Source organism: Aliiglaciecola sp. 3_MG-2023 (genome assembly GCF_030548205.1).
Taxonomy (GTDB): Bacteria; Pseudomonadota; Gammaproteobacteria; order Enterobacterales; family Alteromonadaceae; genus Aliiglaciecola.
In genome coordinates, this window is the sequence record NZ_JAUORV010000001.1 from 245,330 (window position 1) to 268,945 (window position 23,616).

General features: G+C 40.3%; 19 protein-coding genes. 5 read left to right on the top strand and 14 right to left on the bottom strand.

The features are described 5' to 3' along the window. Positions 1-9: 9 nt before the first annotated feature. The 11 genes from Q4574_RS01200 to Q4574_RS01250 all read right to left on the bottom strand — a co-directional run bounded on the left by Q4574_RS01200 (position 10) and on the right by Q4574_RS01250 (position 14,269). Positions 10-1,341 carry a putative O-glycosylation ligase, exosortase A system-associated gene (locus Q4574_RS01200; RefSeq protein ID WP_303470541.1) on the bottom strand — a complete coding sequence of 444 codons (1,332 nt, stop codon included), beginning with the start codon at positions 1,339-1,341 and terminating at the stop codon, positions 10-12. A 79-nt stretch (positions 1,342-1,420) separates the two neighbouring features. Continuing rightward, complete coding sequence (locus tag Q4574_RS01205) at positions 1,421-2,779, bottom strand: phenylacetate--CoA ligase family protein (RefSeq protein WP_303470543.1); 1,359 nt, start codon at positions 2,777-2,779, stop codon at positions 1,421-1,423. 3 nt (positions 2,780-2,782) lie between these two features. Beyond that, a complete protein-coding gene (locus Q4574_RS01210) occupies positions 2,783-3,991 on the bottom strand; it encodes a glycosyltransferase (protein ID WP_303470544.1) in 1,209 nt (402 codons plus the stop codon). Between the two features lie 2 nt (positions 3,992-3,993). Then, complete coding sequence (locus tag Q4574_RS01215; protein ID WP_303470832.1) at positions 3,994-5,190, bottom strand: TIGR04063 family PEP-CTERM/XrtA system glycosyltransferase; 1,197 nt, start codon at positions 5,188-5,190, stop codon at positions 3,994-3,996. A 12-nt stretch (positions 5,191-5,202) separates the two neighbouring features. Beyond that, complete coding sequence (locus tag Q4574_RS01220; protein WP_303470546.1) at positions 5,203-7,101, bottom strand: XrtA/PEP-CTERM system amidotransferase; 1,899 nt, start codon at positions 7,099-7,101, stop codon at positions 5,203-5,205. Between the two features lie 10 nt (positions 7,102-7,111). Then, complete coding sequence (locus tag Q4574_RS01225; protein WP_303470548.1) at positions 7,112-8,254, bottom strand: TIGR03088 family PEP-CTERM/XrtA system glycosyltransferase; 1,143 nt, start codon at positions 8,252-8,254, stop codon at positions 7,112-7,114. 66 nt (positions 8,255-8,320) lie between these two features. Next, a complete protein-coding gene (xrtA, locus tag Q4574_RS01230; RefSeq protein ID WP_303470550.1) occupies positions 8,321-9,775 on the bottom strand; it encodes an exosortase A in 1,455 nt (484 codons plus the stop codon). A 2-nt stretch (positions 9,776-9,777) separates the two neighbouring features. Further along, positions 9,778-10,965 carry a TIGR03087 family PEP-CTERM/XrtA system glycosyltransferase gene (locus tag Q4574_RS01235; protein WP_303470553.1) on the bottom strand — a complete coding sequence of 396 codons (1,188 nt, stop codon included), beginning with the start codon at positions 10,963-10,965 and terminating at the stop codon, positions 9,778-9,780. Between the two features lie 6 nt (positions 10,966-10,971). Then, positions 10,972-12,018, bottom strand: a complete 1,047-nt coding sequence (locus Q4574_RS01240; RefSeq protein ID WP_303470555.1) for a FemAB family XrtA/PEP-CTERM system-associated protein — start codon at positions 12,016-12,018, stop codon at positions 10,972-10,974. Next, positions 12,019-12,831: an XrtA system polysaccharide deacetylase gene (locus tag Q4574_RS01245; protein WP_303470834.1), complete on the bottom strand. Its 813-nt coding sequence runs from the start codon at positions 12,829-12,831 to the stop codon at positions 12,019-12,021. It abuts the gene before it with no gap. A gap of 28 nt (positions 12,832-12,859) precedes the next feature. Then, positions 12,860-14,269: a TIGR03013 family XrtA/PEP-CTERM system glycosyltransferase gene (locus Q4574_RS01250; RefSeq protein ID WP_303470557.1), complete on the bottom strand. Its 1,410-nt coding sequence runs from the start codon at positions 14,267-14,269 to the stop codon at positions 12,860-12,862. Between the two features lie 158 nt (positions 14,270-14,427). Here Q4574_RS01250 and Q4574_RS01255 point away from each other — a divergent pair, with 158 nt between their 5' ends. From Q4574_RS01255 to Q4574_RS01270, 4 genes are read left to right on the top strand one after another with little or no spacing between them, the layout of a single operon-like run. Continuing rightward, entirely contained in the window at positions 14,428-15,063 is a 636-nt protein-coding gene (locus Q4574_RS01255; protein ID WP_303470559.1) for an XrtA/PEP-CTERM system exopolysaccharide export protein, read from the top strand. 51 nt (positions 15,064-15,114) lie between these two features. After that, positions 15,115-16,719 (top strand): XrtA system polysaccharide chain length determinant, encoded by a 1,605-nt coding sequence (locus Q4574_RS01260; RefSeq protein ID WP_303470561.1) that lies wholly within the window; start codon positions 15,115-15,117, stop codon positions 16,717-16,719. Then, positions 16,716-17,735 (top strand): XrtA-associated tyrosine autokinase, encoded by a 1,020-nt coding sequence (locus Q4574_RS01265; RefSeq protein ID WP_303470563.1) that lies wholly within the window; start codon positions 16,716-16,718, stop codon positions 17,733-17,735. The genes Q4574_RS01260 and Q4574_RS01265 overlap by 4 nt, the downstream gene beginning before the upstream one ends. Positions 17,736-17,747: 12 nt before the next feature. Then, the gene (locus tag Q4574_RS01270; RefSeq protein WP_303470565.1) at positions 17,748-19,367 is read left to right on the top strand and encodes a hypothetical protein; all 1,620 of its coding nucleotides are present in this window, start codon (positions 17,748-17,750) and stop codon (positions 19,365-19,367) included. Between the two features lie 233 nt (positions 19,368-19,600). On the opposite strand, the gene Q4574_RS01275 is transcribed toward Q4574_RS01270, so the two are convergent. Further along, on the bottom strand, positions 19,601-19,765 hold the full coding sequence (locus Q4574_RS01275) for a hypothetical protein (protein WP_303470567.1): 165 nt from the start codon (positions 19,763-19,765) through the stop codon (positions 19,601-19,603). 170 nt (positions 19,766-19,935) lie between these two features. Then, a complete protein-coding gene (locus Q4574_RS01280; protein WP_303470570.1) occupies positions 19,936-21,033 on the bottom strand; it encodes an XrtA/PEP-CTERM system-associated ATPase in 1,098 nt (365 codons plus the stop codon). Positions 21,034-21,236: 203 nt separating this feature from the next. On the opposite strand from Q4574_RS01280, the gene Q4574_RS01285 reads away from it, so the two are divergent. After that, on the top strand, positions 21,237-22,079 hold the full coding sequence (locus tag Q4574_RS01285) for a mechanosensitive ion channel family protein (RefSeq protein WP_303470573.1): 843 nt from the start codon (positions 21,237-21,239) through the stop codon (positions 22,077-22,079). A 56-nt stretch (positions 22,080-22,135) separates the two neighbouring features. On the opposite strand, the gene hldE is transcribed toward Q4574_RS01285, so the two are convergent. Further along, positions 22,136-23,563: a bifunctional D-glycero-beta-D-manno-heptose-7-phosphate kinase/D-glycero-beta-D-manno-heptose 1-phosphate adenylyltransferase HldE gene (hldE, locus tag Q4574_RS01290; RefSeq protein WP_303470576.1), complete on the bottom strand. Its 1,428-nt coding sequence runs from the start codon at positions 23,561-23,563 to the stop codon at positions 22,136-22,138. Between the last annotated feature and the right edge of the window lie 53 nt (positions 23,564-23,616).

The window sequence follows — 23,616 nt, forward strand, 5'->3', positions numbered from 1 at the left end:
GTTAACATCTTATACCTGCTTAATAGGTTGTCTTCCAAAAGCATTATTTTCTATTACTTTCTTTGGATTCACAATATGAATAGAAATCGCACAAACTATACCCACTATGGTATAAAATAAATCAAAATAAGCCAAACTCACGTTTCCACCAGTAATACAGTAACCAACCAGGGTAAGCGTTAAGGCTTTACTTAAATTGACTAGCCAAACTTGGTTATTCTTCTCTGCCCACTTTTTATTTTTAAAATTCATTCTTAAGGTGCCCAACAATATCATCATAAAAATAAATAAGCCGCCAAAGCCATGATCACCCAATACTTGCATATAAATATTGTGTGCGGCTTTTGCACCTAGAGTCGGCGGAATAGGTGGCGTTTCAATGGGACCAAAATTGGGAGTCATAGGCGCGTAATAGCGCCAAAGCGGTTGGTTTTTAACCGCATGGAAGCCGCCACCAGTCAACGGGTAATCAAGGGCAATTAGAGTAGATATTTTCCACGCCCACAGTCGCCCGATAAATGAACCATCTTTGCTCGCCGCTGTAGAAACCGTGTTTTGCCTTTCTTTCCACTCTCCTGGGGCAAAAGCAAAAAACAAAGGAATGATGATTGCGGCCACAACTCCGTACAACACCTTTCGTTTCGAGGTCCACCAAAATGCGGCTCCCAAAATAACCAAACCTATAAATCCACCTCGAGAATAGGTACCGATAATTGCCAATATGTTCAGAACTAGTATTATTTTTAAACCACGTTTAATTACGAAGTTTTCAGTTACCGATATTAAATAAATAACTAATGGAATACACATATTGATAGCAACCGCCAGGTCATTTCTATCCCGTATAATACCGGCCTTACCCACTATGCGGTGGCTTCCTCCAGATAACATGAATTTCACAGCTTCCATTGCTGCAAAAGAGGAAATAGCCAAAACTATGGCCCAAATCATCGTATTGAGGTGTAGTTTTTTATAAATAGTCAAAGTAATAAATAAAAACAATAGAATGACTTTTATAAACTGATTCCAATAATCCCACACATAAGCGGAGTAAGAGGTTTGATTGGTTGCTGTAGAGATCAATGTCCATATTGCAAAAATTAACATCCAAAATGTTAGTCCATTAAACTTCCACTGTTTATATTTTTGGACAATGATGTATGACAGAGCTGTTATCACCACTATGGTTAAATTCAGACGAAAATGACTGGAAAAACCAAAAGCCCATTTCGCAGGTGCAGTTAGTGCTATCCATACCCACGCAGCAGTGCCGATATACGGACGTTTAAAACTGTAATAAATGGCAACAAATAGGAAGCCAACGAGTAGCAGGTCGCGCATTAATCATCATCCTGCAAACTTGACCACCAAAACATATAACAAATTGCTGCAATATCAGCCATAAGATACAAACTATCTATCATGTTATGCTCACTTTACTTATTACATAGCGATATTTGCCCGACTTTTCCGGAGCAATTTCGTTTAAAGATTCTACAGTAACAGATACATTATCTCCAAGTCTCGCTTGAATCCCGGTCACAATAATATTTTGTATCTGCTCATCCACTTCGCCCGTTTTTGATACAACTTGAACGTGAGTATGCTGTTTCGTTTCTTGAACTATCTTGAAGGCTTCAATACTTTTAATATCCCGCAAGATATAAATCAAAGAAAGCCCATGTAAAATCGTGCCATCTGCAGCCACCACGAAATCAGTACTACGCCCCTCAATTGACTCAAGCATAGGTAATCCGCGACCACAGGCACATTTTTTATCGGACATAATCGCAATATCACCTGTGCGATATCGGATAAAAGGAAATTCAGATGTTCCCATGTGGGTTACAACAATTTCCCCAGACTGACCTGGTGGCAGAGGATTGCCTTGAGGATCAATTATCTCCACCACTATGTCTTCGTAAGACAAGTGCATGCCCCCTTCTGGGCATTGATGGGCAATAAACCCAGCATCTCTGCCGCCATAACCATTAGCCACCGGGCAACCGAAAACAGCCTCAATATTTTCCCGTTGATATGGATACAATCTTTCTGAGGTTACGAACGCAACCTTGATACCTAAATTATCCATCTGCATACCATGTTGTTTAGCGGTTTTAGCCAACAAATCAAATACTGATGGATAACCAAATAGCATTTTAGGCTTGGTTTTTTGGATGGTGTTCAAAAATGACATTAACTTTTGTTCTGTCATATCAAATGCGGGAATTAATTCTGAACGAAATAATCCATCTCGTATTAAACGCACTTTATCTTGCGCGCCAAGTTCTATGGGAGAGCCCCAAGCAACAATCTCTTTGTCGCCTATATCTACATCCCACCAGCGAGTGGCGCGCCATTTTTCAGCGACATCAAAGGACACACGTTCATTGCCCAAAAGAAATATCAAGGGCTGGCCACTGGATCCTCCAGTATTGAATCGCGCCAGTGGACCGGCTATATCCGATTTTAGAGCATCAAAATTCGCGGAAATTTTGCTTTTATCTAAAAATGGCAGCTTAACCAAATCTTCCGCAGATTGAATCTCATCAGGAGTGATATTCAATGAATCAAACAATTCTCGGTAGTAAGGTACATGTTTGTAGACTGTTTGCATAAACCCCTGCAAACGCAGGGATTGTTGTTGTTTTAAGGTCTCTTGATCAAGCCATTGAGACTTTTCTAAAGACTTACGAATTTTGACCGTATCGTGCTTTTTGAGCTTTTCATGTAATGGAAATAATACGTTAGATACAAATTGAGTATATAGACCAGTCATCCACTAATGCTCCCTTAAGCTGACTAAATTGTTGTAAATTTCCATAATCTTGGCCATCCTTGTATCCCAATGATTTTGTTGGGCGTAGTTAACGATTGCCTGCCTATCCCACTCTTTATTGAGGCCTTGCTTAATCGAGGTAAACAATGCCGGATGGTCATCAAATGGCACAATCTCGCCAACATCGTCACTGTTTATCACTTCGCTATTACCGCCCACATCACTTGCAATAACCGGCGTGCCGCAGGCCATACTTTCAAGAATAACATTTGCCCACCCCTCATTGGCTGTTGAGAGCACAAAAAGATCAGCAGATGACAATGGTGCACTGAGTTTATTCGGTGGTAAAGAACCTAAAAACTTAACATGCTCCTCTAAATCCAAGCTGTTAACTTGGGCACGCAATTCAGCTTCAATATTGCCCTCTGCACTTGCCCCCCCCACAATTAAATACACCAGATTAGGATAGCTCAACAGTAACTCAGGAAGGCAGTCGATCACTCGATGAAAACCTTTTCGTCTAACTAAACCACCAACCGTAATCAGCACTTTAGCATCTTCATCAATGCCCATTTGTCTTCGCGCGTTTTTCGGCTCCAAAGCAGAAAACTTATGGGTATCGACTCCGTTACCTACAACAGTAAATTTGTCTTCTTGAGCTCCCAGTGAGACAGCAAGCTGCTTCAATGAGTTTGCCACACAGAACATGTGATCGGCATCTTGCCAAGCCTGTAACATTAACTTTAACTTTTCAGGATCTTGACTATGTGTCAATTCAGTACCGCGAAGTGTAATAGTAACCTTCTTATTGAGTCGCTGGGCAACTTTGGTTGCGGCTAATCCATCAGGATAGGTAAAGTGACTATCGATAATATCAATTGTTTGTTGCAGTTCTAATTGCTTAGCAACTTTGTAAGCCGCTCTAGCCATCATTGTTCCGTCTAGTTTTCGAAAAAATTTGGGGATAGATAAAAAACGCGGGAAATGCACAGTGATCCCTTGCTGAACTTCCTTTTTTGCTGGCATTGGACGATAGTTTGGTTTGAATAATCGGATCAAACCTTGCCCAGGAAACCAAGGGACGGGACTGATGACCTCAATGTCTGCGAATTCTGCGACCCGAAACATCCTTTCACGCACGAACAAGCCTGATTGCTTTCGCACTGAGTTTGGAAACAAGGAACTCAATACAACAATTCGAAGGCGTTTCATGCTCATTTTCTCAGTAAATTTTCGTAAATAGACTGATAATTAGCCACTGAGTTTTTCCAGTTTCTAATTTGCATCACAAAGTTGCGGCCATTTTCAATCATGTCAGGCCAAGAATCACGGTTCGATAAAACGTTTACCGCGGTACTCGCAAGTTGGTCTATATTGCCACTGTCGAATAACCACCCTGTTTTACCATCTTCAATGAGCTCTTTATGCCCTCCCACATCGGATGCCAGAACCAATTTACCTTGCGCCATCGCTTCTAGCGGTTTAAGTGGCGTCACTAATTCGGTTAAGCGCATTGGCTTTCGAGGATAAACCAGTAAATCGACCAAACTATAATACTTGTCAACTTCAGAATGAGGAACACGACCAGGCATAATCACATGTTTTTGCAAGCCAAGTTGGTTAATCTGATTTTTCAAATTTTGTTCTTGAGGCCCACCACCGACGAATAAAAAGACAGCATTAGGAATAGATTGAAGTATTTTGGGCATAGCAGCAACGATCAAGTCTAAACCTTCATAACCATAGAAAGATCCCAGAAAACCTAATACCACCTTGTCTTTTAATTGGTATTGATTTTCTAACGACTCATTGCGCTCAGTGATAATATTAAATTGTTCAATATTGACGGCATTGGGTATGACCGTGATTTTATTGTCTGCAATCCCCCTTGAAAGTAAATCTTGTCGCAGTCCTTCACATATGGTGGTCACTGCATTCGCCTTGTTGACCACATGAGTTTCCATTTTTTGGGTCAAACGATAGCGTAAATCCCCTTCTTTACAAGTACCGTGGTCAACCGCCGCATCTTCCCAAAACGCGCGGATCTCATAGACTAGGGGCAATCCTGTTTTTTTTGCCGCTTTGATAGCAGCTAAGCCGTTTAGTGCTGGAGAGTGGGCATGTAAAATATCAGGTTTTTCAATTTCAATGGCTTCTAAAATCCTGTCTCTTAACGGATTAACTAAAGACAATTGATTCAAAACCGGTAATTTACTGGCAATGCCATCGGGCGGCGTAGTGCGATAAAATTTTAGGCCATCAACCTCTTCAATGTTGGCCTCACATATTCCTTGTTTAGCACTAGTAACATGACAAGTTTCCCAGCCCCTTGCACGCTGCTGATTCAGGATAGAGCGAGTACGAAACGTATAACCGCTATGCAAAGGGATAGAATGATCCAAAATATGCATTATTTTCACAACTTACTGGGCCTTCTGTTGACGTAAAAACGACTCAAACATCATTAATGTCCATAATGACGCACTATTATCTCGTCGCCCCGAGACATGATCATTAATCAATCGTTGTAACTGAGATTTGTTAAAATAACCTGATTCTGTCATTTGCTTCGACAGGACGCCTTCGTAGAGACGCTCTTTCAAGGGCCCTCTAAACCAATTTGCTAACGGCACCGCAAAACCCATTTTTTTGCGATAAAGAACATCGTGGGGAAGATGTGGTTCTAACGCCTTTTTAAATGAGAGCTTACCCACGCCATTTGCAAGGTTTTTACTTGTGGGAACATTAAACGCCCACTCTACAAATTTGTGATCGATAATAGGCACTCGGACTTCCAATGAATGGGCCATAGATGCCCTATCCACTTTAGTTAAAATATCGCCAACTAAATAGGTCTTCATATCGATATATTGTGCAATTTTGGTTTCATCCAAATGCTTAACTTTGTCACCGTATTTTCTAAAAATCTCTAGTGACGTATAGCCATTAAGGCTTTGTTTATAGTCTTCAGAAAATAATTTAGCTCGATCACCTGTGCGCAGAATACTCATGGTATTGTGATACCCTTCGACGGTATCCATAGCCATAGATTGAAAGGTTGTTTTTGCTCGCAGAAACTTCGGTGCCCAATCGGCTTTAGGATATAACTTGCCCAGTGGACCAAAGATAGGTTTGCGTATTCCCAGCGGCAATAAATTACGAATTTTTTCTTCCCCCTGGTGCATTCTGTAGCGACTATAACCAGCAAATAGCTCATCACCACCATCACCAGATAAGGCAACGGTCACATGCTTCCTGGCTAATTCGCACACCCTAAAAGTGGGGATTGCCGAACTATCCGCGTAAGGCTCATCGTATAAATGTGCCAACTGATCCACCAGGTCAAAATCATCCTGCCCAACGACTTCAACTCGATGATTAGTTTTATAGCGATCTGCCACTGATTGAGCATATTCGGTTTCATTGAACTCTTTGACATCAAATCCTATGGCGCAGGTATTCACGGGATCGGATTGTAACTGTGACATCATGGCGACAACCGCACTTGAATCTACACCACCGGATAAAAATGAACCTAGAGGCACATCAGCCACCATGCGAATATCTACAGCTTCCTTAAGACGTTCGATAAGTTGTTCATCGATTTCTTTTGGATCAATAGGCTGCTCATAGTTGAGTGGCACATCCCAATACTCTTTCGGTTCGGCTATCCCTTTATCACCTTTATGTAACATTAAAGTATGACCAGGGGATAACTTAAATGCGTTTTGATAGATGGTGTTCGGCTCAGGTACATAACCTAAGCTGAAATAATCTTCGATTGTGGTATTCCTAAGATCACGATTAAATGCCGGATGAGCTGTAATGACTTTTAATTCAGAGCCAAATATAAATTCGCCACTGGGCAATAAACTATAGAAAAAAGGTTTGATTCCTAAACGGTCACGGGCAATAAATAAACACTCTTTTTGCCTATCCCAAATAGCAAAAGCAAACATTCCCCTTAACTTATGTACACAATCTTCACCCCACTCCAACCAAGCATTGAGGATGGTTTCAGTATCACCGTGGGTGTTGAATGTATAACCTTTAGCTGAGAGTTCTTTGTGTAACTCTTTGAAGTTATATATCTCACCATTGAAGACAACACATGCACGCTTATCAGCGCTTAACATGGGTTGTGGGCTACCTTCTAGATCAATTATCGACAATCGTCTGTGCGCTAAGGCCACACCGGGATCAAAAAAGTAATCTCCTGCGTCTGGGCCTCGATGAATTTGTCGATCATTCATCTTTGCAATCAAATCCGCATCAATTCGGGATTGATCTGATAGGTGAAAAATACCGGCTATTCCGCACATTTGTTAATCCTTAATTGCTAAAGGTTTGATAAAGCTCATTATATTTCTCTACCATTGTATTTATACTAAAATTTTCCACGCAGTGCTTTCTTACTAACTGACTATTTTTTTGTATAAGCTCAGGCGACACAACATACTGGCTCATTGCATCAGTCAGTTCAGTGACATTGTTTACTTCAACTAAATGGGATTTTTGCAACGCGTTTGCAATCAACTCAGGGTTACCGCCAACATCGGTGGCGATGACAGGTAAGCCACTTGCCGAAGCTTCAAGTATGGTGTTAGAAATCCCTTCGGCTAAAGAAGGCAACACAAAAATATCCATGCAGTTCATTAATTCCGCTACATCGGAGCGGTTTCCAGCAAACCAAACTTGGGATATCAAATCAGCTTCAATGACTCTAGCTTGCATCTTTTCCAGCAAGACACCAGCACCTACGATAATCAAACGAAGACGCTCTTTATGTTCCGGAAACTGAATAGTAAGGGCAATGAATGCTTCGAGTAAGAAAGTCTGATTTTTAACTTCGGCTAAACGACCAACAGTGCCGAAAATCAGCATATTGTCGGTTACGAAACTGGAAGGAAGAATACTAGGATCAGATTGCTTAGGCGTAAACTTGTCCACGTCTACGCCATTACATATATGATTGATATCATCAACGCAGACCCCTATGGTATCTCTTAGGTAATCAAACGCTTCAGTTGATAGGGCCACATACTTATGAATATAGGTTTTCATAAAGCGTCTTAGCATCTGATATTTTTTGTTTTGGCCATGCATATCGTTGACATCCCAACCATGTTCACCATGAATACGGTAAGGCACACGACACCACCACCCTACTAGTTGGTTTTCTAGCGTCGCGGTATTGCGTGTATGCAGAATATCGGGTTCGAGCTGTTTTAATAATTTGCGTAGCTTAAAAAAGATACTGATATCATTACCATCTTTTTTGGCTAAATCAAAAAACTGTACATTTTGAGTTTCAATACGCTGACAAAAAACCTCTGAGTACCCTTTCAGAGTAACAATAGTATGTTGATACTGTTGTGAATCTAAACGGTTTATCAGATTGACCACGCCATTTTCTAATCCACCGGTATCAAACCGATAAATAATATGCATGATATGCGTTTTTTTGAAATCCATATCGGTGTCATTCCCCTCGTGATAATGCTTACTGCCTGCCAACCTTATTTATAACGGTAATATGTATCATCCACCATTACGCTCACTCAGTATTGATTGTAATTCACTGTTAAAAAGCTCTTCTGACATATCTTCTAAGGCTTGCTTGCCTTTCTCATTCTTATTATCAGGCACTGATAACATGATTAAATAGCCATTTTGCGCTTGACCTAACAAAGCTTGAACTGCCTGAACTAATTTAATCTCTAAGGGTTTATGTGTCACCCGCCAAGGAGAAACATAGGTATAGGTTAATAAACGTTTATTCCCATAATTATCAATTATCTGCATAGTTCGATAAGTTGGATTTCTATCTTCTGACACGATTGACCATCTTTCGATGTTATACAATTTATTACGACCGTTAATCAGTTCTTGCCCTTGAATATTGGCATTGTAATACGCGATATAAAATTCAACCCCACCTTTAGTGCCACGATAAACATTGGTTGGATTATGAAAAACAGGCAACCATGTCGCGTCATTGTTAATTCCCTTTAAGTTAAAGGCCTTGGCAAAATCAGGATTGACAGGGCTAACTGGGTTTTCAAAAGCCGACTTATAAGTAATGCTTAGGGACAAAATAACCACTAAAGCACCAATTGGTTTGATAATTGATGAAATTGGATATTTAGGCCCAAATTCATTTTCTAACTTTTCAGCTTTTGGCAGCGGATCGGCCCAGCGCCCCCCTACCGTAAACATAATCAGAATAACCAAACCAAAAAATAGCCAACCATATATTAAATGATCAACACCAGTGGCGTACTGCATATCTGACAGATGGGCTATCATAACGATACCGTAAGCTCTAATGCCATTAGCAATTAGTGGTAGAAAGATGGAAAACAGGATAAAAATTATGCGTTTTTTAGCATTGTTATAGTTTAAATAGGCAAACAAGGTACCTAGGGTAAATGAAGCGATTAAATAACGAATACCTGAGCAGGCGACTGCCACCTCAAATAACCCACCAGGAATAGCGATATAAAGTCCTTCGCGAAAAACAGGGATACCGGTTAATTGAATAGCAAAGACGGTAATATCTGCGGTTAATTCCTGAAGCTGAGGGATCAAAAACTCGCCTGCAGGAACACTAAACAACCAAAAGAAGGAGGTAAATAGCATAATTCGCGCGACTTGATTACCCATGACGCACCAAATCATCATAGGTAACATCGCAAAACTTGCGAGCTGCTCTATCACCAGTACTTGTGCCATACTGCCAAACAACCAGACAAAAACTGTACCTAAAACAAAAATCAACGATATATAGGATGGTTTAAGGCTAGCGTTGTTTAATTTAGTCCATTTGAGTTTAATCAGATAAATACAAATGGGAAGAATAATAAAACAATGGGTGAAGGTTTCAGATCGAATCCAGATGGCCACAGTTGACGCGATACTGTCATGGAAAACCGCGCCCCATAATACAAATATCGTGATTAAATATTTAAAGATGCTACTTTTCCAAAATGTCATAACTAAACCTTAAATAGTGCAGGTAACTTGCCCATAGTGGCAGTCCACTGTAAATTTTCCATAATCCACTGACGACTCTCAGGTACTTCAGTTTTCGAATCCAAATAATCACACACGGCCGAACAAAAATGTTCAGCATCATCAGTCACTTTGATATGCACATTCTTTGCATCAATGCCTTCAATTGCCATATTTGTTGCAACAACAGGTTTTGCCATTGCTAACGCTTCTAATACTTTATTCTGAATGCCTCTGGCAATCTGCAATGGCGCTACAGACACTTTAGCGAGACGAATGAAAGGTCGAACATCTTTCACTCTTCCAGTCACCACAATTCCATCGGTGTTATTTAACGACAATATTTGAGCCGTTGGATTGCCCCCTACCACATAAAAACTGGCTTTGGGATATCGCCTTCGAACGCTAGGCCAAACATGGTTAACAAACCAAATCACAGCATCTACATTGGCCCAATAATCCATCGCTCCGGTAAACACAACATCAACATTCGACGAGATGGGTTCCATCTCTGAATCCGGTGAAAAATATTCGACATCAACCCCATTTAACAACCCTTGCACTTTGTGAAATTGCGTATCGGCTAGTTGTTGTTTGAATAAATCGGCTTCAGGATCGGAAACAAATAAAGCATATTGTGAGCGCTCGCAAACTCGGGTTTCAAATGCTTGCAGTTTATGATGTTCACGATGATAAACCCACTTGGAGATACCTGATTTATTTTCTGCGTATTGGCGCCACTTGTCAGAATCTACGTCCACGTAATCAACAACTTGATGAATACTTTTGCTATGGGCAGAGGTATACATTGCCATCACTGAGGAATAAATAAACACTTGCGTAATATTTTGTTGATCCAGTGTTTTGTTAACCCATCGCTGCATTTTAGAATTGGCATAATAGGGTTCAGATATGGATTTGCCGGTGATAAAAGCGGTTAACCCTTTTACTTTAGCCCAGGTTTTATTCTGCCCAAGTAGAAAAACTTGCTTGCAATATTTATCTAATTTAGACGCATACTGCCAATCATAAGGATCATCAACAAAACTACCTAAATAAATATCGAATTGCTCGCTCAAGACTTTGAGCATATTGAACGAGCGAATCTTGTCGCCCTTGTTAGGCGGAAATGGTATACGGTGACACAAAAACAGCAGTGGTGGCTTAGTCATTCACTTCTATCCCAAAAATTTGGATAGAAAGGGGCCGATACGACGGCTCAACCAAACAGGTAACTTTTGCCACATTTTAATAAAAAACTGATATTTTGGATTATTAGGACTTAAATTAGGTAAGGCCTGGCTTTTTACCAAATGAAATTGGTAATGCAATGCAACGGGTTCCATTCCCCAGGTGCGTTTGTATTTAAATGCACCGGAATCATCCTTACTTCGACCAAAATCGAAATACGAGCACTCCTTGTTTTCTCGTGCATAGCACATTAATTGATAATACATAAAGTCATTACTTTTTAATGCTCTAGCATCAAACAAACCACCACCGTAAAAAGGTAACACTTGATTCTTATAATAAAAACTTAGTACCGACGAGACCGCTTTTTGATCTTTTTCCACGGTTAACACATCGCAATTATCACCAAACTCTTGTTTCAGTGATGCAAAATACTTCTTCGGAAAAACCGGTGTACCTAGGTTTCGTACACTTTCTGAATAAACATCGTAGGCGGTTTTAGTATCTTCTTCGATACGAAAATTCAAGTCGTTTTTCAACGAGTGCCTGACTACCGCTCTCTGTTTCTTTTTAATTCCCGCAAGAATGGCCTCAGGTGTTTCCGCAAGCTCCCATCCAAAGGAAGAATGAGCGCATTTTTCAGTCAATTCAGGGTTATTACGAGTAAAAGGGTAACGCATTTCTAAATAATCGACGCCCAATTTGTGCGCAAGTGCAATAGCCTGGTTTTCGAGAAATAAGGTAGCGTCTTCAGAGTTAGAAGCAACGCCACCATAAACACAAAATGGTGTGGAAATAAGAGCATGGCCAAAGAGTAAACTTTTTTGTTCAACTAAGGGAAGCACACCGACAATTTTGTTATCGGTTGTGGCGTAGAGATAATGACAGGCATGCCCGTAGACTGATTCGATAACCCGCTTCCAGCCGGTCAAGTGGAAAAAGGTGCCGGTTTCAATACTATCTACAAAATCATCCCATTTTTGCGACTCTTGCGCGTCATCACCTAACCTACAGAGTTGGTAGTTTTCCGTCACTTATGCTACTCCATATACATCTTTCATCGTCGACCAATTAAAGTCTGCCAGTAATCTCTCTAATTTTGCCTCAGTTTTATCCAAATTTATATAATGTCTAAATCGAGACTTTAATGGTGCATTGGTTAACCTAGGTTGCTCACCGTCAATCTCCCACGGGTGAAAATAGAAAGAATAAGGTTGCTTTTCCTGATTCAAATAACGATTGACTAGCATTCGAGTCATCTTATAAGGATATAAACGAAAGTAACCACCGCCACCAATAGGAACTTGTTTTCCCATTAATTTCAATGTCGGAATAGGAATTTCAATGATATTTTCAGGACGTTGGTAGGCAAACCTTGGCCAGTCTGGCGTGCCGTACAAATCGTGTTTGACCGGATAGGTACTCGAACTATACTTAAATTTAAGCTCCGCCAAGACTTCAAACGCCCACTCATTGTCATAACCGATTGAAAAGCTCGGTGCTCGATAACCAATGACATCTTCACCAATAAGATCTTCTAAATGATTTTTTGAGCGAATAATATCTGCGGTCAGTTCTTCACGTGTTTGCTGGTAAGCCCGCCTATGAGCATATCCATGACTGGCAATTTCATGACCTTGGGCATGAATATCTTTAATCAATTGAGGATAAAGTTCAGCCACCCAACCGAGTACAAAAAATGTCGATTTCACATTCGCTTTGGCAAAAACATCGAGCAACCTTCGGGTGTTAGCGTCAACACGGGGTTTGTACTGATCCCAATCTTCAGGCTTGATAATTGAGTCGAACGCAGAGACGTGAAAAAAATCTTCAACATCAACTGTCATTGCATTTAGAGCCGTATTTTTCGCCACTTCATCGTCCCTTTCCAAACAGCACCACTTCGACTGTTCGAATAAAAATAAGCATATCTAACAATAAACTTTGATGTTTTACGTAATAAAGATCAAATTTCAACTTTTCCATTGAATCTTCCACACTCGCGCCATAAGGGTAATTGAGTTGAGCCCAACCAGCTAATCCGGGTTTGACGTTATGGCGCTGATTGTAATATGGAATTTCTCTAATTAATTGCTCAACAAATTGAGGCCTTTCCGGACGCGGACCAATAAAAGCCATTTCACCTTTTAGCACATTAATTAACTGAGGTAATTCATCAATACGATACTTACGTATAAAAGCCCCTATGCGGGTAACGCGGTTATCATTTGCCGAAGCCCACTTCGCACCATCTTTTTCGGCATCTGGGCGCATACTACGAAACTTGATAATTTTAAATAGCTTACCGTTTAGCCCTACCCGTTCTTGCTTATAAAAAACTGAAGTTCCTGTACGTCGACCATCATCCAGATAAATAATGACGGCGGTTAGCAACATGAAAGGCCAGGTAAACAGCATCACAAAAATCGCCACAAAGGCATTGATACCATATTCAAGAATATCTCTTAAATAGTTTTGCGAATTAAATCCATTCGAATATACCACCCAACTCGGATACATCAAGTTCACCACAATTTGGCCCGTTTCCCGTTCCATGAAATCAAGCAAATCGGTAATCTCAACACCGCGTAACCTGCAATCAAATAAAACTTCGATCGGTAAGGTACCTCTTCGCTGGTCGCAGGCAATAATAATTTCGTCAATTTCATTATCAATAACGTAATTACGGAAATTGTCGTCAATTTTCACATGTACAAGGCGCTCATTACGAATACCGTCTTCTCGATTGTCTCCCGGGATAGGGATGAAGCCCAATAATTCAAAACCTAACCTATCCACATCTCGGCGCATGCGCTTTTCAATAATAGAGGCTCTTTCCCCCGCCCCAATGACGACAATTCGAGTACGCCCGAGTCCCAGTAGTCCTAAACGATTGGTAAAATAGCGGAATGTCACCAGAGACAGAATCACCACGCCTGAAGCAACCGGCAAAAAATAAGGATGCATCCTCAGTTCTTCCATGAAGGTACTGGTAATGACCTCGACGACAAAATAGGTTAACGCTAGGCTGACAAAAATGCGTCTTATAATTCCGCGGAATGTTTCTCTTAGTTTAGCTTCGTATAATCCCACAGAAAGTGAGGAAACTAAGACTAAAAATGTCATCAAAGATATATTTGCGGCAAGCTTTAAAAAGCTTGGTGACTCCACATCTAGAATACTCACTACTAGAAAGTTTGCTAAGTAAGCTGAGTACGAAACGATCACTGCTTCTGCTATAACAAGAGCATTGGACCTTTTATTTTGTTTGTTGGTCGCTGCCATTAGCTCTTACCTATGGATTTATTTGATAAATTTATCATATGCTAAACGAATTATTTGAGATAGACTAACTTTTCTGGTCAGCTATTATAGAGATTAAAACGCTCGGGTAAATGGCTGATTTGCTACATTTGTTTCTGTTTGGATAGGAAAGACATAATATGAAAGCAAGTAGAATAGCTCAGTTACTGATTGCAGCAGCTGCATTTACGGCAATAAATGCATGTACTAGCTCAGGCAGTTCGTTGCCTCAGGCAACAACAAGAGCATCTTTAACCACTAATATCGATGACTATAGCTATTTGATTGGTCCAGGTGATAACCTTTCGATTTTTGTATGGCGCAACCCCGATGTATCCGGATCATTTTTAGTGCGTCCAGATGGTATGATTACCACCTCGTTGGTAGAAGATATCCCAGTTTCTGGTAAAACCCCTACCGCCCTGGCTCGAGACTTGGAACAAGAGTTGGGTAAATATATTCGCGATCCTATTGTCACAGTTAGCGTCAGCGGGTTTAATGGCCCCTTTAGCGAACAAGTTCGAGTGGTAGGTGAAGCTTCATCACCTAGAGCGATTAGTTATTCAGAAGACATGACATTATTAGATTTAATGATTCAAGTTGGTGGTTTAACTGAGTTTGCTGATGGCGACGGTGCAAAATTAATTAGAGTCGTTAATGGTGAGCAAAAGGAATTTTCAGTGAAATTGGATTCACTGGTCAAAGAAGGGAATATTTCAGATAATGTAGACATACTTCCCGGTGACATATTAATTATTCCAGAAGCTTGGTTTTAGGCTTTTACACTTAGCAATAATTAATAATTTAAAGGTTAAGAAGACATATCTATGTTAGGAATTCAGGAAGCGATAGATCAAATCCAAACCTATGTAAAAGGTGTATGGATAAAGAAACGCTATATTATTATATCTACTTGGTTAATTTGCCCTCTCGGTTGGGCATATGTAGCTAATTTACCCGATCAATATGCATCATCTGCACGTTTATTTGTTGATACTAGTAGCCTGTTACGTCCTCTTTTGAGAGGCTTAGCGGTCTATAATAACCCTAGTGAGCAAGTTAATCTTGTGGCTCGAACCTTGTTAAGTCGTCCTAATTTAGAAAAAATTGCGAGGGAAGCGGATTTAGATATCACCGTGACCACGCAAGCTGAAATGGATGACTTGATAAATAATATGCGCAGGGATATTAAGCTTAATAGTACTGCTGAACAGAATATTTATAATATTAGGTATAATTCCCAATCTCCTGAATTAGCTCAGAAAATCGTGCAAATCACCCTCAATGAATTTGTTGAAAACTCTTTGGGTAATAACCGCCAAAGTAGCGATTCCGCTGAAGAATTTATCAATCGACAAATTGAAGAATATGAACAACGCCTGGAAGAAGCCGAACAACGATTGGCGGCTTTCAAGGTGAGTCGTATTGACCGAGCTCCGGGCTCAAGTCGTGATTATTACAGTCAGTTGCAGCGTCAAATAAGTGAATTGCAATCCACAGAGTTGCGAATTCTCGAATTAAACTCCCAACTAGAAGCGGCAAAAGCGCAAATGGTTGGCGAGGCACCTGTATTCGGTTTGGCCGCTCCCGATTCACGCGTCGCGCCTTCAATTGCTACAAAGTATGACGACCGTATTGCCGCACTCGAAAGTAATATCGATGACTTACTGATCCAATATACAGAGATTCACCCTGAAGTTATCAAAACCAAAAACCTACTCGAGAACTTATATGATGAGCGAGAAGCTCACATTAAAAGTTTGAGCGATGTAGCTGAAGAAACGGGTTCTTATAGCCAATTTGGTAATATTAATCAAAACCCGGTTTATCAAGAATTAAAACTGTCTGTTGCCCAATATGAAGGACAGTTATCACAACTGAATGTACGAGCGGACAACATACGGGCGAAAATCGTTGAGTTAGAAAAAATTGTTGATTTGGTTCCGCAAATTGAAGCGGAAGCCCAAGGGTTGAACCGTGATTATCAGATAACCAAAGAAAAGTACCTAGAGCTAATCAGCAGACGCGAACAAGCTGAATTGTCTCGTAAAGCAGAGGCCACCTCAGATGATGTGCAATTTAGGGTAATCGATCCTCCCACATTGCCAACTAAGCCTTCTGGCCCTAATCGGGTGTTGTTTTATTCGATGATTTTATTTGTAGGTTTTGGTACAGGCCTGGGTATTGCATTTTTAGTGAGTCAAATTAACCCCGTTGTATTAAGTCCAAGTCAATTGGTCAGCAATTTTGGTATACCTGTTTTTGGTAAAGTATCTCATATTGATGCAAAAGCTATCGCGAAAGTGGATAGGCGAAGAATGTTGGTATTCAGCGCATCTAGCCTCGCACTATTTTTGATTTTCATTGGTTTAGTCTATGCCGATATTGTCTACGGAAGATTGCCTATTTATCTTTTGGGGAATTTAATATGAGTACTATAGAAAAGGCATTGCAAAAGAATAAACAATTGAAGGCTGAAAACTCAGAGAAATCGACTTTGGAAGCCGCCCAGGAAAAAGCCCAAGAAATAGCGGCAGGTACAAAACAAGAACAGGTTGACCAGAGCAATAGTCCAGTTAGTGGTAGCAGCGTAGATGCTCAAATACAAAGTTCAGTAACGGAATCTAGTGCCACTCAGAGTCAATCAAATGTAAAGCAAGAACCTGTCATTTCTACAGAAGAAACGGGCACTTTGTCGTACGAGACTTCTAAAGAAAAATTTATTCCTTTAACTCATATTCAAAAAGACGGTTTTGTCTCAAATATGGGTAGAAATACTATTAATGAAGAATATCGAGCCATTAAACGAAAAGTGCTTAGCAATGCGTTCGGCCCTTTGTCTAAAACATTGACCAACGCCAATATTGTGATGGTCACTAGCCCTAACCCTAATGAAGGGAAAACATTCACAGCTATTAATTTAGCCTTGAGTATCGCCTTAGAGCAAGATAAGACGGTGTTATTGGTTGATGCAGATGTGCTTAGACCAAGCGTTATGAAAACCATTGATCAACCGTTCGAAAGTGGCTTGATGGAATATTTATTAGGGGAAGTGGATGATTTGGCCGATGTGATCCACCACACCAGTCTAGATACGTTGAGGATTATCCCGGCGGGTAAATCTCACCATTTGTCCACCGAACTATTAGCCAGTGAGAAAATGCTGGAGTCTGTGAGCGAATTTGCGAATCGTTATCCAGATAGGGTAGTTATTATCGATAGCCCTCCTCTGTTAGGCATTAATGAGACCGCTATTTTGGCTAATCTGGCAGGTCAAGCTGTGGTGGTAGTTCAAGAAGGCAAAACTTCGTTGAATAGATTATCTCAAGCCGTTGAGCACCTTAATCCAGACATGGCTAAAGGGTTTGTACTGAACAAATCTAAGCAGAATAATAGCGATAGCGCTGGGTATTACGGTTATTACTATGGTAGTGACGATAAAAAGTAGTAGGGAAGAATTTTGAGACTAGTTTATGTTTTTGCCTCTGGGACGTTGATACTTTCGTCATTAGCTAATGCCGAACTAAAATTTAATTCTGACGTCACAACTTCTTACGTGAGGCACTCATCTAACTCCGAAGCATTTAGCAAGCGGGATTCTGACATATTCACCTTTGAACCTTCTTTGGGGGCAACGTATGAAGCCAACAAAATACAAGGGGCGGCAACGGTTCGGTATTTACAGGTCAGCAACAATGCAAGCAGTGCATCGACCGATTTAAACCTCGATCAAAACTACAATTTCACTAGCTTTAACTATAACGGCAGACTCACAGCAATAGATAATGTGCTGTCGTTTACCGCAAGAGGTTCCCAGTCTTACCGAAACACCATTGCAGGGAACGCGTTAGTAAATGATGAGCTGTATGGAAGTCAGGAACTTTCAAAGACACAAAGCAATTCTGCAGGCTTTAATTTTAGCTTGTCGCAAGGAGACTGGGTACGAATGGGCTTAGAGGGTAATTACTCTAAGGTTAAAAGTGATCGACAGGTTTTTTTAGATAGTGATTTAGACACGAGCAATACATCAATAACGTCGCAAATATATTCTGGTGATGAGGTTAAACGCGTAAACTGGAATTTATCTGGTACCTATAATGAAACCCTAGGCTCTGGCTTCAATGACTCTAGATCAGAATTATACAGCGGTGACTTTCGCATTGGTTTGATTAATGAATTTAGTCTAGTTTTTACTGGGCAACACGAAAAAAATGAGTTAAGTAGTGAAAGCGACGGGTCTGACGTTAGTAGTAATTTTAACTATAGTAGCTACGGTGCTGGACTTTCGTGGTATCAATCATCCCAACGTTTTATAGACCTAACTTACAATCGTTCTACTGAAAACGAAGATGAATCCGAGAATTTTTTGGGTTTAAAATTTAATTGGCGTTTTACGTCTCGCACATCGTTAGATGGGGAATACGGGAGACGTTTTTATGGTGAAAGTGGAAACTTAAACCTCACTCATAAAATAAGAAAATTTCAAACACAAGTTACTTACGAAGAAAATATAACTAACTACACTCGCTTGATCGCAGGAGATACCGTAACGGGCTCTTTTGTATGTCCGATTGGGGCTTCACAAATTACTGAATGTTTCCAACCTGCAACTATAGATTACGTCCTTCAACCTGGTGAAGAATTTTCTAACTTTAATTTCATTATTCCAGACATTACAGAATCAGACATCATCAGAAAAAGTCTATCTACAAATATTGGATACAGCTATCGAAAAGTTCAGAGTAGTTTAACTTACAGAAGTACAAATACTGAATATATTGATGGCTCGAGAGAACAAAAAACACAAACAATTTCCCTAGACTCAAGTCTACAAATGAATCGAAAAACGACGCTCAGTGGCTCAATAATATACACGACTTATGATAATACTGTAGATGATGATAGATTAAGTGCTGATAATGATGATGTGTATACAGTCACAGTAAATTATACAAGAAAGTTAAATCGTGACCTTAACGCAACGGTAGGCTTCCAGCACACCACTCGCGCCTCCCCTGTAGAAAACAGAGATTATGATTCTAATCGCCTATCCTTAGAACTGGTTTACACATTATTTTAATAAGGTAATCAAACTCGTTTGAATTAGTGCGTTTTTGAAGAGGAAACGGGAAGTAAGTCAACCCCCTATAGTTAGAGTGTTACCTAAGGTAGGAGCTAATTTTAAGCAGTAGCTTTTATGCCTGAAGCGAATAACCTTTGAACAGTGAACATTGAACAGTGAACATTGATTAGTATAAAAAACGGTCAACCATATAGTGTTGAGTTAACTCACACTTTCAATATTGACAGGCTTTAAATAACCTTCGCACTATTTAAAATCCAGCTTAAAATAGATATAGCAATGATCAGGGTAAATATTTCTTTATTATATTTCCCATGAAAATAAGCCTTTCTTCTATTTCTAAATTGTTCGTGAAATCTAGCTCCGCTGCTACCCGAACTTTTTAACGGTCGCATAACGCCCCCTTGAATATAGGTAAAATATATACTCTTCATCGGTTAGATATCTATACACACAATTAGTTCAATTTTCAACCAATTGTTCTGATATTTTTTACAATGTTGCAGTATTTTTACCTAAATCACTAATTAATTCAATAAATTAGTAACAAATCAAGGTCTAGTTTTTAATCATCAGATTTTAAGCGAACATAGGTTTTGTATTTTTTCTTTAATAAATTATCTATATATCGAGTCAACTTTATTTTGTGGCTGATGGCGTCGTCTAACGCATCAGTCAACTCATTTAGCATGGTTTTGTAATATTGCACATCTTTGACTCTGCCATCAGGTGTCAATTCTGACATCACCTCAGCCCCGCCATCGGTCTGGGCTTCACTAACGTTAACCTTAGGTTGAGGTTGCCCGGCTGCGGGTAATGGGGGCTGTGTGGCTCCCGTGCCTTCCTCTGGGCGAAACATTTCATCTGCCACTTCGGCTGTAACTGTGTCTACTGCGGTTTCATCTAACAGGGTTAATTCTTCTAAAAATCCATACAGTAGAATTCTATCCATTAGGGTGTTAATTCTGCGAGGAACACCATTGGTGAACTTGAATATCTTGTCAAATGCACCATCGGCAAACAACTCGTTGTTTTCTAACCCTGCATGTTTCAATCGGTACTCGATGTACTCTCGGCACTCAGGTTCGTTTAACGGCGCTAGGTGACACGACGCCACAATACGCTGTCGAAACTGCTCCATATTAGGCGCCCTTAATATTGGCTGTAACTCTTCTTGACCTAATAAAAAGCTTTGCAGAAGAGGTTTTCCCTGTTGTTGAAAATTGGATAGCATGCGCAATTCTTCAATGGTTTCTAAGGGTAAATTCTGCGCCTCATCTACAATTAATAACGCCCGTTTACCTGACTTATGTAAATCAAACAGGTATTTTTCCAAGTCTTTAAGAATATCGGCTTTGGTTTTGTTAAGGGTGCCAACTTCAAATTTACTAGCAACCATTTTGACCAATTCATCTGGTGACAGCTTTGGCGTAACAATTTGCGCGGCAACTATATCATCTTCGATGTTATCGAGAAGGCTATTGGCTATGGTTGTTTTACCAGTACCAATATCCCCTGTAATGACAATAAATCCTTCTGCCTGAGACAAACCATACTGAAGATAAGACATAGCTCTTTTGTGCCATTTACTGGCGAAAAAGAAGCTAGGATCAGGTGTCAGTTGGAAAGGCTTCGACGTGAGTCCATAATAATTTTCATACATAGAGCAAAATCACCTGAGAAACTGATTATTTTTTGAGTTGCGTAGCTTAGCGGGGAGCGCTGCAAGTCGCAAATTTTTTATACAAAATGACAACGTTTAGTCTTTGAAGACTTTAATATTACAATCCATAGAATAAAATTTATGCTTTTTTGTCTAAACTTTGCAATACTTTTGTTTCAATAAAACACGAAACGGTACAGAAAATGGACGAAACTATACAAAATGGCTCAGATACGATCGATATGATCACTGAGACAGGAATAGAGTTATCGATGACCTACGGACCAAAGCTGTTATTAGCCTTGGTGGTTTTAGTTGTCGGTTTTTGGGTCATTGGCATCATTTTAAAAGGAATAGATAAAGCACTAGCTGGCGCTAAAGTTGATGAAACATTAAATAAGTTTTTACATAGTATAATAAGTGTCACGCTTAAATTAATGTTAATAATCGTATTTGCATCAATGATAGGGGTAGAGACAGCATCATTAATCGCCATGCTCGGTGCAGCTGGATTAGCCATAGGTCTAGCACTACAAGGCAGTTTAGCCAATTTTGCTGGCGGGGTGCTGATCTTATTGTTTAAACCGTTTAAATCTGGAGATGTGATTGAAGCTCAGGGTTTTTTGGGGACCGTCAAAGAGATACAGATTTTTAATACTATTGTGCTGACGTTGGACAATAGAAGAGTAGTTATCCCTAATTCATTGCTGTCTAACGGTTGTGTAACTAACTTATTTTGTGAAGAAACTCGTCGTGTAGATGTCACTTTTGGGATCAGTTACGATGATGATATTGGCAAAGTAAAACAGATACTAAAAGAGGTAATAAGCGCGGATGAACGTATTTTAACTGATCCAGAAATGGAAATTTATGTATCTGCACATGCCGATAGCTCTATCAATATATTGACCCGTTGTTGGGTTAAAAGTGAAGACTATTGGCCTGTACATTTTGGATTGCATGAAAAAGTGAAATACGCATTTGATGAGAACGATATCACAATTCCTTTCCCACAAAGGGATGTGCATTTATTCCAAGCCAAATAAATTAACGAGGGTTATTTCAAACCTAGATTAAACACTCCCAATTTACGGATACTTAACTAAGTATCCGTGGATTGTACAATGGTGTTTATAATACTAGTGGTGGAAACACCATCTTCAAAATTAAGCACTTTCACTTCCCCACCATTTGCAATGACTTGCTTGCCACCAGCAATTTCAGAAACTTTATAGTCCCCTCCTTTGACTAGCACATCGGGTAATAACTCGCTGATCAATCGCTCAGGGGTATCTTCATTAAATTCCACTACCCAATAAACCGACGCTAAGCCAGCTAGAACTGACATGCGCCGATTAACATTGTTCACAGGTCTACCAGGGCCTTTCAATTCGCGAACGGAATTATCGGAATTAACCGCCACTATTAACTTATCACCGAGTTGTGCAGCATTTTCTAAATAGGAAACGTGACCTGCATGGAGAATATCAAAACAACCATTGGTCATGACGATTTTGTCACCACTGCGCTTTGCGCTTTGAACGGCAATAGACAGCTGTTGTTGAGTCATAACACCGCGGCCATAATGCTCTACCTTCTCCACAGCTTGTCGCAACTCTGAACTGCTTACGGTTGAAGTTCCTAGCTTACCAACTACGATGCTAGCGGCGGTATTAGCAAGGAAACTTGCCTCGGAAAAACTGCAACCAGCAGCAATGGCCACAGACAAAGTGGAAATAACGGTGTCGCCAGCCCCTGTGACGTCATACACTTCTTTTGCTTTGGCGGGGAAATGGGTTTCATCCTGATCAGACTGCAGCAGCGTCATGCCATTTTCCGAGCGTGTCAGTAAAAATGCATCCAAATTCAAGTTGGAGATCAGCTTCTGAGCCTTCTCCACCAGTATACTTTCATCATCGCACTGCCCCACTATAGCTTCGAACTCCCCCATGTTGGGTGTCAGCAAAGTAGCGCCAGAATACTTTTCGAAATCTTCACCTTTAGGATCGACAACCACGGGAACGTTATGCTGTTTAGCCAGGGCGATTAAGGTTTTTACCTCACTCAATGCACCTTTCGCATAATCGGATAATATAACCAAATCGGCATTCTCAAGGTGTTGTGTAAAACGCTCTTGCAATGATGTTTTATCTACTTGCGCAAAACTTTTTTCAAAATCTAAGCGAATTAATTGTTGATTACGACTTAACACCCTAAGTTTAGTGATGGTATCAAATTCAGATATTTGACAGAAATCACACAAAACCCCTAATGAGTTTAGGCTGCGCTGTAGAATTTGTGCAGACTCATCCTGCCCTGTCATGCCCAATAATGTCACTTTAGCGCCCAAGGCGGCCACATTCATCGCGACATTTGCCGCCCCTCCAGGTCTATCTTCGATATCACGAATTGCCACGACTGGCACTGGTGCTTCTGGAGAAATGCGGCCTGTAGGACCATTCCAATATCGGTCAAGCATAACATCGCCCACGACTAAGATGCGACATTGTGAAAAATCAGGTAACAGCATAAACCTATTCCGTACTTAAAATGAATTACCTGAATTATACTGAAGTTGCAGGG